We start from the raw sequence: 13322 nt of genomic DNA, 5'->3' as shown, positions 1-13322 counted from the left end.
CCCGGCTAAGTAAGGTGCGCCTAACTGGCTAGCGGCCAACCACGCGACAAAGATGAAACTGTTGCGAGAGGAGTCCTGCCATGAGCACTGTGGACAGCTTCGGTTCCAAAGGCGTACTGAATGTAGCCGGCACCGACTATGAAATTTTCCGGTTGAACTCCGTAGAGGGCGCAGACAGCCTTCCGTTCAGCCTTAAGGTATTGCTTGAAAACCTCCTGCGGACTGAGGATGGCGCCAATATAACGGCTGACCATGTCCGCGCCCTGGCCGGTTGGGATCCCAACGCGGAGCCCGACACGGAAATCCAGTTCACCCCGGCACGTGTCATCATGCAGGACTTCACTGGCGTTCCCTGCGTCGTTGACCTGGCCACCATGCGTGAAGCAGTCAAGGAACTTGGCGGTGACCCCAAGCGCGTCAACCCGTTGGCGCCGGCAGAAATGGTCATCGACCACTCCGTGCAGATCGATGCCTTCGGCAACTCCGGCGCGCTGGAGCGCAACATGGAGATCGAATACCAGCGCAATGGTGAGCGCTACCAGTTCCTTCGGTGGGGCCAGACCGCGTTCGATGACTTCAAGGTCGTTCCTCCGGGAACCGGCATCGTTCACCAGGTCAACATCGAATACCTGGCACGTACCGTTATGACCCGCGAGATCGACGGCGTTCTGCGCGCCTACCCCGACACCTGCGTGGGTACCGACTCGCACACCACCATGGTCAACGGCCTGGGCATCCTGGGTTGGGGCGTTGGTGGCATCGAAGCCGAGGCAGCAATGCTCGGCCAGCCCGTCTCCATGCTGATTCCGCGCGTCGTGGGCTTCAAGCTCAACGGCAGCATTCCGGCCGGCGCTACGGCTACCGACGTCGTTCTGACCATCACCGAAATGCTGCGCAAGCACGGTGTGGTTGGCAAGTTCGTGGAGTTCTACGGTGAGGGCGTTGCGGCTGTGCCGCTGGCCAACCGCGCAACCATCGGCAACATGAGCCCGGAATTCGGTTCCACCGCCGCCATGTTCCCCATCGACGACGTGACCCTGGACTACCTGCGCCTGACGGGCCGCTCCGAAGAGAACGTCGCCCTCGTGGAGGCGTACACCAAGGAGCAGGGCCTCTGGCACGATCCTTCCCGCGAACTGCGTTTCTCCGAGTTCCTTGAGCTGGACCTCTCCACCGTTGTTCCGTCGATTTCCGGCCCGAAGCGTCCCCAGGACCGCATCGAGCTCACGGATGCCAAGGAGCAGTTCCGCAAGGACATCCACAACTACGTCGCCATCGAAGACGGCAGTGTGGACGAGTCCCTGGACGAGTCCTTCCCGGCTTCGGACGCCCCGTCCTTCACGCACGCCGATTCGCACACCACGGAGACGGCCCGCGTTGCTTCGGCCGCCAACGGTGCTACCGGCCGCCCGTCGTCGCCCGTCAAGGTGACCACGGCCGATGGCCGCGAGTTCGAACTGGACCACGGCGCAGTGTCGATCGCATCGATCACGTCCTGCACCAACACGTCCAACCCTTCGGTGATGCTGGCAGCAGCCCTGCTGGCACGCAACGCCGTGGATAAGGGCCTCACGTCCAAGCCGTGGGTCAAGACTTCTGTTGCACCCGGCTCGAAGGTAGTTACCGACTACTACGAGAAGTCCGGACTGACCCCGTACCTGGAGAAGCTCGGCTTCTACATCGTGGGTTACGGCTGTGCCACCTGCATCGGTAACTCCGGGCCGCTCGAGCCGGAAATCTCCGAAGCAATCCAGGCAAACGACCTCTCGGTGACGGCAGTCCTTTCGGGCAACCGCAACTTCGAAGGCCGCATCAACCCGGACGTCAAGATGAACTACCTGGCCTCCCCGCCACTGGTCATCGCCTACGCCCTGGCCGGCTCCATGGACTTCGACTTCGACACCGATGCCCTGGGCACGGACTCCGAAGGCAACGAGGTCTTCCTGAAGGACATCTGGCCGAACCCCACCGAGGTCCAGCAGGTCATCGATTCCTCCATCGACGAGGCCATGTTCGCCAAGGGTTACGAAGGCGTCTTCGACGGCGACGACCGCTGGAAGGCGCTCGACACCCCCGCCGGTGACACCTTCGCCTGGGCCGAGGACTCCACCTACGTGCGGAAGCCCCCATACTTCGAGGGCATGAAGGCGCAGCCGGACCCCGTCAAGGACATTTCGGGTGCCCGCGTGCTCCTGAAGCTCGGCGACTCCGTCACCACGGACCACATCTCCCCGGCCGGTTCCTTCAAGTCGGACACCCCTGCCGGCCAGTACCTGCTGGCCAACGGGGTGGAGCGCAAGGACTTCAACTCCTACGGTTCGCGCCGTGGCAACCACGAAGTCATGATCCGTGGCACGTTCGCCAACATCCGCATCAAGAACCAGCTCCTGGACGGCGTCGAGGGTGGCTTCACCCGCGACTTCAGCCAGGAAGGCGCCCCGCAGGCCTACGTCTACGACGCCGCGCAGAACTACCAGGCCGCGGGAACGCCCCTGGTTGTCCTGGCGGGCAAGGAGTACGGTTCCGGTTCGTCCCGTGACTGGGCAGCCAAGGGCACTGCGCTCCTGGGTGTCAAGGCAGTCATCGCCGAGAGCTACGAGCGTATCCACCGCTCCAACCTGATCGGCATGGGCGTTCTTCCGCTGCAGTTCCCTGCAGGCGAGTCCGCGGCAACGCTGGGCCTGACCGGTACGGAGACGTTCGCTGTTGAGGGCGTCACCGAGCTGAACAATGGCACGACGCCCAAGACGCTCAAGGTCACGGCAACGGCTGAGGACGGCACGTCCAAGTCCTTCGATGCCGTGCTGCGCATCGATACCCCGGGCGAAGCTGACTACTACCGCAACGGTGGCATCCTGCAGTACGTCCTGCGCCAAATCTCCGCGTAGCGGAAACCAGCTGATTTTCAGCTGATTCCGGTGCCATACAGCCCCGGCCGGTCGTTTGACTGGCCGGGGCTGTATGCGTCCGGGACATTTCCGCCCCGCCGACGACGCGGCTGGGGGAAACGCGTGGACTCCGGGCACGCGCTAAAGTTAACGAGCACGTCATTCACCCTAAGGAGGGCCGTTGGGACTTTTGGAAACCGTCAAGGATCCACAGGACCTGGCCAAATTGTCCGGCAACGAGCTGGAAGAATTGGCCGGCGAAATCAGGGCATTCCTGATCACCAACGTCGCCGCGACAGGGGGGCACCTCGGTCCGAACCTGGGTGTGGTTGAACTTACCCTCGCCGTCCATCGAATGTTCGATTCCCCGCGCGACAGCATTGTCTTCGATACAGGGCACCAGTCCTACGTACACAAACTGCTCACCGGGCGGCAGGATTTCAGCACCCTCCGCCAGCAGGGCGGCCTGTCCGGCTACCCCGAACGCGCCGAGTCCGAACACGACATCGTGGAGAGCTCCCACGCGTCCTCGTCATTGTCCTGGGCCGACGGCATCTCGCGTGCCCGCCAGTTGACCGGCGAAGGCGACCGGTTCGTCGTCGCAATTGTTGGCGATGGCGCCCTGACCGGCGGGATGACCTGGGAGGCCATCAACAACATCGCCGCTGACAAGCGGCGCCGGGTAGTGATCGTGGTCAACGACAACGGCCGCTCCTATGCCCCCACCGTGGGCGGTTTTGCCGATTACCTTGCCTCGCTGCGCCCCACCATCGACTCGCTCCGGACGGCACCGGCTTACGAGCGCATGCTCGATTGGTGGAAGAAGAAGCTGCAGAACGGCGGCCCCGCCGGCCAGTTCACCTATAAGAGCCTCCACGCCATGAAGAAGGGCATCAAGGACTGGTGGGCTCCGCAGGGCATGTTCGAGGACCTGGGCATGAAGTACATAGGCCCGGTGGACGGGCACAACCTCCAGGCCCTGGAACACGCCTTGAACACCGCAAAGGCTTATGGCGGACCGGTGATCGTGCACGCCATGACCGAGAAGGGCCATGGCTACGCTCCGGCCCTCGCCAACGAAGCCGACCAGTTCCACGCCGTCGGCATCATCGACCCCGAAACGGGGGAGTCCACTGAAATCCCCGGGGCCAGGTCCTGGACGTCGGTGTTCGCCGAAGAGATCGCGGACATCGCTGACGAGCGCCAGGACATCGTGGGCATCACCGGGGCCATGCTGATCCCGGTGGGGCTGCACAAGTTCGCCGAACGCCACCCGGAGCGCGTCATCGACGTCGGTATTGCCGAACAGCACGCCCTCACCTCTGCCGCCGGCATGGCTTTCGGTGGCCTGCACCCGGTCGTCGCCGTGTACGCGACCTTCCTGAACCGGGCCTTCGATCAGCTCCTGATGGATGTGGCCCTGCACAAGGCCGGCGTCACCATCGTTCTTGACCGCGCCGGTGTGACAGGACCGGACGGCCCCAGCCACCACGGCATGTGGGACATGGCAATGGTGCAGATCGTCCCGGGCCTTCACTTGGCCGCGCCTCGCGATGCCACCCGGCTCCGCGAGGAACTGCGGGAGGCTGTTGCCATCAATGACGCTCCCACTGTGGTGCGCTTTTCCAAGGGCAGCGTCGGCTCCGAAGTCGAAGCCATCGAACGGCTCCATGACGGAGTGGACATCCTCGCCCGCAGGCCCGAGGGTTCCACCGAGAACGATGTCCTGATCGTCAGCGTCGGTGCGATGTCCGAGCTTGCCTTGGATGTGGCCGGCCGTTTGGGCGCGCAGGGGATCAGTTCCACGGTGGTGGACCCGCGGTGGGTCCTTCCCGTCCGCAAGTCGATTATTGCGCTGGCTGCCCGGCACCGTCTGGTGATCTGCATCGAGGATGGAGTCCGCGCAGGCGGCGTTGGCTCCCGCATCCGGCAGGAAATGCGCGCAGCCGGCGTGGACACAGCGCTGAACGAGGTCGGCCTGCCAGTGGAATTCCTGGTGCACGGCTCCCGCGGCCAGGTTCTGGAACGCGTGGGCCTCACCGCCCAAAAGATAACGCACGACGTCGTTGCGCAGGTTCTGGGGACAAAGGTCCCCTTCGCGCGGCCCCTCCCGGGTCAGGAACACCCGACCACCGGCAGCTTGCCTACGCTGTGAGCAACGATCGCGGACCGGGCGCGCTGCTGCCCGGAGACCTCGTTGTTGCGCGGAACAGGAAATGGGACGGCACGGCCCACTGGGTGGTTCCGGGCCGCTATCTTGGCGAAGACATCCACGGTTGGTGGATCTTCCAAGGGGCGGGGGAGTTCTGCTCCCGTCCGGGCGCCGCTTTTTACACGGCGTCGGACGCGGTGCTGCTGGTTCCCCGGGCAGGTGAGTTCGTGGCGACGTTCTACGACGACAGCTACCCCGGCGACTTCCGCATCTACGTGGACCTGGCCACCGCCCACGCCTGGAGGCCGATCAAGCCGGGCGTGACTGAGTTCCACATGATCGATATGGATTTGGACGTCATCCGCTCCACCAAGCACGGGGTGTTTGTTGATGACGAGGATGAGTTCGAGCAACACCGGTTGGCCATGGGCTATCCGGAAGAAACTGTGGATGCCATGCGCGCCGAATGCGCAGCGCTTTTCGAAGCAGTGGACACCATGGACGCACCGTTCGACGTCATGGGGTCCAACAACCCCAGCGCCGAGTGGTTCAGGAAAGGACGCGCATGACCGGCATCATCAGGACGTACAAGAGCGACGATGAGGGTGTCCTGCACTTTCGGGAAGCCTGGTACGACGACGAAGACCAGCAGTTCGTGGTCAATCACGGCGTAGTCGGCCACCAAAGCAAGACCAACGAAACCGGGGTGGAAGACGACTCCGCCGTTGAAGGACTGATGACCGCCTTCGCTGCCCAGTGCGAGGAGGACGGCTACGCGGAGATCCCCGAGTCCGCGCAGTACTGGGTGGTGGCGCAGATTGCGTTGAAGACAAAAGACGGTACCGAACGCGACCGCCACCTTGAAAGAAAGGCCAAGGCTGCACTCACCGGCGAGTTGGCCTGGCGTGGCCTGGGCATCGTGGACCGCTCCGAAATCGGCAACGGCCACCTCAACATCTTCTGCCTCTGCCCCGACGTCAATAAGGCCGTCAACGCCATCAAAATCTGTGTCCGCGGCGAAGACCTTGACTTCACCAAGCTCACCGTGGCGGCCGCGCCCCATGGCGATCCGACCGCCTTTAAAGTGAAGCACTCGCCGAAGCAAGGCATGGGCTTTAGTCTCTAAGTAGCACCCAGCACTGGCTCCATTGCATAAGGAGAATCCCCATGTCGTCCAAGAGCAACTGGCCCGGACATACGCCTCTGCCCAAGGGCCTGGCGGCGCCCGCCAAGCGCGCACTGGCCCACCAGGGCATAGAGACACTGGAGCAGCTGGCCGAGTACGGCGAGGGGCAGGTCTCCAAGCTCCACGGCATGGGGCCGGTTGCCATCGCCCAGCTTGAGGATGCCATGGAGGAATCGGGGATCTCCTACGGCACTGCTGGCGGCTAGTGTTTTGTTGCCCGGGGTGACTATCTTCCCGTAAGGGCGGGATAGGCTGACTTCATGACTGAATATCGACGCCTTGGCCATTCCGGACTGACCGTCTCAGCTGTAGGGCTGGGCTGCAACAACCTGGGGCGTGCCAACACGCCCACGGAGTCGCAGGAAGGCACTGACGCGGTTGTTCGCGCAGCCGTCGAGGCCGGGGTGACCTTTTTCGACGTCGCTGATGTTTACGGGCGCGAGCCTGGACTCAGCGAAACGATGCTCGGCAAAGCGCTGAAGGGTCATCGGGACGACGTCGTGATCGGCACCAAGTTCGGCATGGACATGCGCGGGGTGAACGGCAACGATTTTGATGCCCGTGGTTCACGGCGGTACATCGTGAAGGCCGTCGAAGCATCCCTGCGCCGTCTGGACACCGACTGGATCGACCTCTATCAGTTCCACACCCCGGATGCCAGGACCCCGATCGAGGAGACCCTGGCTGCTTTGGATGACCTGGTCTCCAGTGGCAAGGTCCGGTACATCGGGCATTCCAACTTTGCGGGCTGGCAGATTGCTGAGGCCGAGTACGTTGGACGGCAGTCCGGCGGTGCCCGCTTCATCTCGACCCAGAACCACTACAACCTGCTGGACCGCCGTGCAGAGCTCGAAGTCCTTCCCGCTGCGCAGGCCTTCTCCTTGGGGATGCTGCCCTACTTCCCCCTTGCCAATGGCCTGCTCACGGGTAAATATTCCGCGGGCAAGGCGCCGGAAGGTTCCAGACTGAGCCACACACGGACCAACCTTGTGCACGATGCCGACTGGGAGCAGCTGGGACGATTTGGCCAGTTCGCCAAGGAACGCGGCATCAGCGAGCTGCAGTTGGCTTTCTCGTGGTTGGCGGCACAGCCTGGCGTCAGCAGCGTTATCGCCGGTGCAACCCGGCCGGAACAGATCCGCGAGAACGCTGAAGCCGTCTGCTGGGTACCTACGCAGGAAGACCGTGACGAGCTGGACGACATCTTCCCGAGGTCGCCCAAGGTGGCCCTTTTCTAGCTTCCGCTCATACCCCGCCCCTTTTGATGCGTCCCTCTCGTACAAGACAGGCCTGGAAACGGAACGCTCTCTCACGTCAGTGAGAGAGCGTTCCGTTTAGGCAGCCGGGATGTGAGAGAGCGTGTGATCTAGGCTGGTGCGGAGGCTACGCCCGGTGCCAGGAACCGCTTGCCATTGACCCGTTCGGAGGCACCCACGCGGTCAAGGTAGGGCGTGATACCGCCCAGGAACATCGGCCACCCAGCGCCCATGATGACGCAAAGATCGATGTCCTCCGGCCCCGCCACGACGCCTTCTTCGAGCATGAGCCCGATTTCCTCAGCCAGGGCATCCTGTGTGCGTCGCAGGACTTCCCCACCCGTTGAGGGTGTGTTCCCGAAGGACATGATGGCGAGCGTTTCGGCGGGGATGACGGATTTTCCATCAGGGCCGGGGACCCACAGGGATTTCACTCCGTTGTCGATCAGCTTCTGCAGGTTTTGCGATACAGGGAAGCGGTCGCCGAATGCGGCGTGCAAGGACTCCCGAACGTGCTGGGCTACCGGAAGGCCCACCATCGCGCTGAGCGTGAACGGGGACATAGGCAGGCCCATGGGACGCAAAGCGGTATCGGCAACCTCCGCCGGAGTTCCTTCGTCGAACGCTGCGATGACCTCTCCCATGAGGCGCAGGAGGATGCGGTTCACCACGAAGGCAGCCGCATCCTTGACCAGTACCGCCGTCTTCTTGAGGCCCTTGGCGAGTTCGAACGCGGTGGCCAGGACGGCGTCGTCGGTCTTGGGCGCCTTGACGATCTCAAGGAGGGGCATAACGGCCACTGGGTTGAAGAAGTGGAAGCCCACCAGGCGTTCGGGGTGCTTCAAGTCCTCCGCCATTGCCGTAACGGACAGCGACGAGGTGTTGGTGGCCAGAATGCACTCGGGGGAGACGATTTCCTCCACCTCGGCGAAGACCTGCTTCTTGATGTGAAGCTCTTCGAAGACAGCCTCGATCACGAAATCAGCGTCTGCAAACGCTGCCTTGGACACAGAACCGGTGACCAGGGCTTTGGTCCTGTTGGCGGCGTCGGGCTTGATCCGTTTCTTCGCCAGCATCTTGTCCACTTCGGCGTGGACATAGGACACTCCCTTGTCCACGCGTTCCTGGTCGATGTCCGTCATGACCACGGGCACCTTGAGCTGCCGTGCGAACAGCAGTGCCAACTGGCTGGCCATGAGCCCGGCGCCGACTACGCCTATCTTGGTCACCGGGCGTGCCAGCTTGCGGTCCGGCGCACCGGCCGGGCGCTTGGAACGCTTCTGCACGAGATCCAGGAAGGCGTACACAGTGGATCGGAATTCGTCGGTCTGCATGAGACCGGCAAGGGTTTCGCATTCGAGTTCTGCCGACTTCGCCTGCGTCATGGTCCGGTTGGCTTCCATGACGTCCAGCACCTTGGCGGGCGCCGGCGAGGCGTTGGACGTCTTTGCCTCAACGAAGGCCCGGCCAGCCTCCACGGCAGCTGCCCAGCGGGTGGCCACCGCGTCATCTGCAGCGTCAACGGCGTTCCTGCGCTCCGGGGTGGCATCGCCTGCAATGACCCGTGCAGCCCAGGCCAGGGATTGTTCCACGAAGTCTGCGGGTTCGAAGATGGCATCGGCCACTCCGAGTTCGTACGCTTGCGGGCCGGTGAGTGTCCGGTTGTTGCTGAGCGGGTTCTCGATCATCACCTTGACCGCGTTCTCCGGGCCGATCAAGCGGGGGAGGATGTAGACGCCGCCCCAGCCAGGGACCAGGCCGATGAAGGCTTCAGGGAGCGCCAGGGCGCCGGCTCCCGTGGAGACGGTCCTGTAGGTGGACTGGAGGGCGATCTCCAGGCCGCCGCCAAGCGCAAGGCCGTTGATGAAAGCGAAGCTGGGTACCCCGAGGTCCGCCAGGGTGCTGTAGACAGCGTGGCCGAGTTGGGCCATCCAAAGCCCGTGCTCACGTTCCTTGAGGCTCTTCACCGCGGAAAGGTCGGCCCCCGCAACGAGGAAATACGGCTTGCCCGTGACTCCGACACCCACGATTTCCCCACGCGAAGCCCGGTCCTTCAGGTTCTCCAGGACGCCGCCGAGTTCCACGAGCGTGTTGGGGCCAAGCGTGGTGGGCTTGGAGTGGTCCAGGCCGTTGTCCAGGGTGATCAGGGCAAAGGTACCCACGCCGCCGGGAAGCTGGATGTCCTGGACGTAGGAGTGCGTGATGACTTCATCGGGAAACAGTGCGGCGAGCTTCTGGAATTCTGCGGCGCTCATGCTGCGGCTCCTTCGGTGGGGGCGGTAGTGGCGTTGGTGGCCGGCTCAGAGAGGGAGGAAGCGTAGTCTGCGTGGTGGGGGTTTTCCCAGATGACTGTTGCGCCCATTCCCAGGCCGATGCACATGGTGGTGATGCCGTAGCGGACGGACGGGTCTTCCTCGAACTGCCGCGCGAGCTGGTTCATCAGCCTGACGCCGGAGGAAGCGAGGGGATGTCCGACGGCGATCGCCCCGCCGTAGCGGTTGACCCGGGGATCGTCGTCGGCAATCCCGAAATGGTCCAGGAAGCTAAGTACCTGGACGGCGAAGGCCTCGTTGATTTCGAACAGTCCAATGTCCTCGATGCCGAGCCCGGCGTTCTTCAGGGCTTTCTCGGTGGCCGGGACTGGGCCGATGCCCATGACTTCGGGCTCGACGCCGGCGAATGCGTATGACACGAGGCGCATTTTGACGGACAGCCCAAGTTCTTCTGCCGCCTCCGCCGAGGCCAGGACGGCAGCGGTGGCGCCGTCATTCAACCCGGCAGCGTTGCCAGCGGTGACGCGGCCGTGTGCGCGGAACGGAGTGCGCAGTTCGGCCAGGTCCTCCAGGGTGGTGCCCGGACGTGGGGGCTCGTCCGTGGTGTGGAGGGCCCATCCCTGGCCCGGCTTCATGGTGGCGACCGGCACGAGGTCGCGCTGGATCTGCTCGTGGGTGTAGGCCGCGGCCAGCTTGGCCTGGGAAGCGGCTGCATAGGCGTCCGTGCGGTCCTTGGTGATCGCGGGGAACCGGTCATGCAGGTTCTCGGCGGTGTTGCCCATGTTCAGGGCGGCAGGATCCACCAGGCGCTCGGACATGAAGCGGGGGTTGGGGTCGGCCCCTGCGCCCATGGGGTGGTTGCCCATGTGTTCCACGCCGCCGGCGATGACGACGTCGTAAGCACCAAAGCCGATGCCGCTCGCCGTCGTCGTTACTGCCGTCATGGCACCGGCGCACATGCGGTCGATGGCGAACCCGGGTACGGAGCGGGGGAGGCCGGCCAGGAGTGCCGCTGTGCGGCCGATGGTGAGGCCCTGGTCGCCGGTCTGCGTTGTAGCGGCAATGGCCACCTCGTCCACCCGGTCCGCGGGAAGGGAGGGATTGCGCCTCATGAGTTCGCGGATGCATTTCACTACGAGGTCATCGGCGCGGGTTCCCGCGTAAATGCCTTTTTCGCCTGCTTTGCCGAAGGGTGTGCGGACGCCGTCCACGAAGACGACGTCACGAACGATCCGTTGGGCACTGCGTGATGGACTCATGTATTAACTCCTCGTTGAGACATGGCACCGTGTCCCGCGGGGCGGGCGTGCGGTTGGCATTACTGCAATGTTACTCGTGGGTAACTTAGCGTGCAAGGCCATGGCTTTCCTGCGTGTTCGGGAAACGGCACGCAAAAGGCCCACCACCACGAACGCGTGTTCGGGCGGCGGGCCTTCGTAAAAGCGGGCTCAGTCAGAGTCCTTGGATGGCTGTCCTTCGCTGGGCTTGGAGGCCTTGGAGTCTTTGGATTCCTTGGCCGGCAGCGGATTGGGGTTCAGGCAGGCCTCGGTCAGTATCGGCGCGGCAAGCCAGATCTGCCATTCCCTGGCGCCGAGTGCCCGAAGTTCTGCCGAAACGGAGTCCAGCGAAACCTCCGTCGGCGGCCGCCAGGCAACCCGGCGCAGGTAGTCCGGGGTGAGGAGATTCTCTACGGGGAGGTTGAGTTCGTCCGCCTTGGCCTGAAGGGCAGGCCGTGCCGTGGCCAGGCGCGCAGCAGCCTCCGGGTCCCGGTCCGCCCATACCCGGGGAGGTGGTGGGGCGTTTGTGGGCAGGTGCAGGGGCGGCAGGTCCGTCATGGTCCTGGCGGTCGTGATGCAGCGCAGCCAGCGGGGAGCTTCGCGCTGGGCGGACCTTCCGTGGAATCCCTTGGTGGCAAGAAGCTGCGGGACGGTGGTTGGCATGGCCTTGGCGGCCGCCACGAGGGCTGAATCGGGAATGAGCCGGCCCGGCGCGACGTCGCGTTTGCGTGCCAGCTGATCCCGTTCCTGCCACAGTTCCCGAACGGCAGCCAACTGGCGGCGGTCGCGGATCTGGTGGAGGCCGGAGGTCTTGCGCCACGGGTCGACCCTGGGGGCCGGAATGCCGGCGGCGAGGATGCCGGCAAATTCCTGTTCGGCGTACTCCAACTTGCCGTCCGCTTCCAGCAACTCAATGAGTTCCTCGCGCAGCTCGGCAAGTACCTCGACGTCGAGTGCTGCGTAGCGCAGCCAGGGTTCGGGCAGCGGACGCGTTGACCAGTCGGCGGCGGAATGTTCCTTGGCGAGGCCGAAACCAAGCAGCTGCTCAATGACGGCGGCGAGGCCGACGCGGGGGAGCCCGGCCAGCCTGGCGGCCAGTTCGGTGTCGAAGAGTTTGTCAGGCCACATGCCGAGCTCCGAGAGGCACGGCAAATCCTGCGTCGCGGCGTGCAGGATCCATTCGACGCCGCGGAGGGCGTCGTTGACGATGTCCAGGTTGTCGAACGGTTCGGGGTCGATCAGCCAGGTTCCGGCGCCTTCGCGTCGGATCTGCACCAGGAAAGCCCGCTGGCCGTAGCGGAATCCTGAAGCGCGCTCTGCGTCGACTCCTGCGGGTCCTGTACCGGCGGCGATGGCGGCTGCGCATCGTTCAAGTCCGGCCGGAGTGTCGATTACAAGGGGTACCCCTTCGCGTGGGGTATCGAGATCAATCACTTCAGGGACGTGGCTGTCAAAGCCGTCAACCTTGATATGGGTGGTGGGATCAGCAACCGGATCGCCGGCTGTGGTGTTTTCCAGGTTTTCAGGGGTCATGGTGGCTTAAGCTTACCGATTCGTACCGCAACGGGGCGTTTTTGCATTCCGGGGTGCTGTTGCCATCGCCTGTTTGTTGTTCAATTGAGCCTCCTGTTGGGCAAGCCGGTAACCCCAGGGGGCAGGGGAGGCAGGCCGGCGAAAGTGCACACCATGTCTGACCAGGCTTCCAGATGGGATTGGACGTTGGAGCTGGCAGGTGTCCAGGAAGCGCGAAGCTCTATGTCGATGGTGTCGGGCCGCTCGGCCAACGTGCCGAAGCTTTCGGAGAGAATCCTCGTAGCCGTCCCACCTGCGGCCCGGTACGGGGCCGAGCGGTGTTCGAGGGCTTCGACGAGCCATGTCCAGGCTACCGATCCGAGCATTGAGTCATTGCCCATTTCGGCGTCCATTTGGGCCCGGATGTAGGTGACGATCCTGAACTCGCCTTCCCACACCGCCGATCCCTCGGGGTCGTAAAGGAGGATGAATCGGCCGGTGGCCAGTTCGTCCTCTTCCTCGCTGGATGGACTGCTGCTTTGGCTCTTGGCAAAGGCCTTGGCTGCGGGCCCATGGACGGGGACCTGGCGGGTGGCAGCGGTGGGGCTGAAGACTTCGGCGCCAAGGGCCACTGCATAGGGGGCCAAACGTGCGGGGGCGGGGATTTCGTCAAGCCGCAATTCGCTGCGGCATTGTGCTTTTCGTAGCGTTCCCAAGGCGAAGAGAAAGTCCGGGGGAACTTGTGCGAGGGCGTTCACACTCGCAGATTATGCGTCCG

At 63.8% G+C, this 13322-nt stretch carries 10 protein-coding genes; 6 read left to right on the top strand and 4 right to left on the bottom strand.

The window, feature by feature from the left end; genetic code table 11:
* The first annotated feature begins 80 nt into the window (after window positions 1-80).
* The 6 genes from acnA (at window position 81) to PJL15_RS06875 (ending at window position 7464) form a co-directional block, all read left to right on the top strand.
* The gene (gene acnA, locus PJL15_RS06900; RefSeq protein ID WP_281450439.1) at window positions 81-2888 is read left to right on the top strand and encodes an aconitate hydratase AcnA; all 2808 of its coding nucleotides are present in this window, start codon (window positions 81-83) and stop codon (window positions 2886-2888) included.
* A 181-nt stretch (window positions 2889-3069) separates the two neighbouring features.
* A complete protein-coding gene (dxs, locus tag PJL15_RS06895; RefSeq protein ID WP_281450438.1) occupies window positions 3070-5043 on the top strand; it encodes a 1-deoxy-D-xylulose-5-phosphate synthase in 1974 nt (657 codons plus the stop codon).
* Entirely contained in the window at window positions 5040-5609 is a 570-nt protein-coding gene (locus tag PJL15_RS06890; protein ID WP_281450437.1) for a DUF402 domain-containing protein, read from the top strand. Before dxs ends, PJL15_RS06890 begins: the two co-directional genes overlap by 4 nt.
* The gene (locus PJL15_RS06885) at window positions 5606-6166 is read left to right on the top strand and encodes a hypothetical protein (RefSeq protein WP_281450436.1); all 561 of its coding nucleotides are present in this window, start codon (window positions 5606-5608) and stop codon (window positions 6164-6166) included. Before PJL15_RS06890 ends, PJL15_RS06885 begins: the two co-directional genes overlap by 4 nt.
* A 41-nt stretch (window positions 6167-6207) precedes the next feature.
* A complete protein-coding gene (locus PJL15_RS06880; protein ID WP_189016205.1) occupies window positions 6208-6432 on the top strand; it encodes a hypothetical protein in 225 nt (74 codons plus the stop codon).
* 54 nt (window positions 6433-6486) lie between these two features.
* The gene (locus tag PJL15_RS06875) at window positions 6487-7464 is read left to right on the top strand and encodes an aldo/keto reductase (protein ID WP_281450435.1); all 978 of its coding nucleotides are present in this window, start codon (window positions 6487-6489) and stop codon (window positions 7462-7464) included.
* A 128-nt stretch (window positions 7465-7592) separates the two neighbouring features.
* Here the strand turns inward: PJL15_RS06875 and PJL15_RS06870 are convergent, their stop codons facing one another.
* The 4 genes from PJL15_RS06870 to PJL15_RS06855 form a co-directional block, all read right to left on the bottom strand.
* Window positions 7593-9737, bottom strand: coding sequence for a 3-hydroxyacyl-CoA dehydrogenase NAD-binding domain-containing protein (locus PJL15_RS06870; RefSeq protein ID WP_281450434.1), 2145 nt, complete (start codon window positions 9735-9737; stop codon window positions 7593-7595).
* Window positions 9734-11014 carry a thiolase family protein gene (locus PJL15_RS06865; RefSeq protein ID WP_281450433.1) on the bottom strand — a complete coding sequence of 427 codons (1281 nt, stop codon included), beginning with the start codon at window positions 11012-11014 and terminating at the stop codon, window positions 9734-9736. The genes PJL15_RS06870 and PJL15_RS06865 overlap by 4 nt, the downstream gene beginning before the upstream one ends.
* Before the next feature lie 189 nt (window positions 11015-11203).
* On the bottom strand, window positions 11204-12565 hold the full coding sequence (locus PJL15_RS06860; protein ID WP_281450432.1) for an HRDC domain-containing protein: 1362 nt from the start codon (window positions 12563-12565) through the stop codon (window positions 11204-11206).
* An 80-nt stretch (window positions 12566-12645) separates the two neighbouring features.
* Window positions 12646-13302 carry a DUF3000 domain-containing protein gene (locus tag PJL15_RS06855; RefSeq protein ID WP_281450431.1) on the bottom strand — a complete coding sequence of 219 codons (657 nt, stop codon included), beginning with the start codon at window positions 13300-13302 and terminating at the stop codon, window positions 12646-12648.
* Window positions 13303-13322 lie beyond the last annotated feature (20 nt).

Source organism: Paenarthrobacter nitroguajacolicus, assembly GCF_029952445.1.
GTDB lineage: Bacteria > Actinomycetota > Actinomycetes > Actinomycetales > Micrococcaceae > Arthrobacter > Arthrobacter nitroguajacolicus_B.
This window is presented reverse-complemented; position numbering and strand designations above follow the sequence as displayed.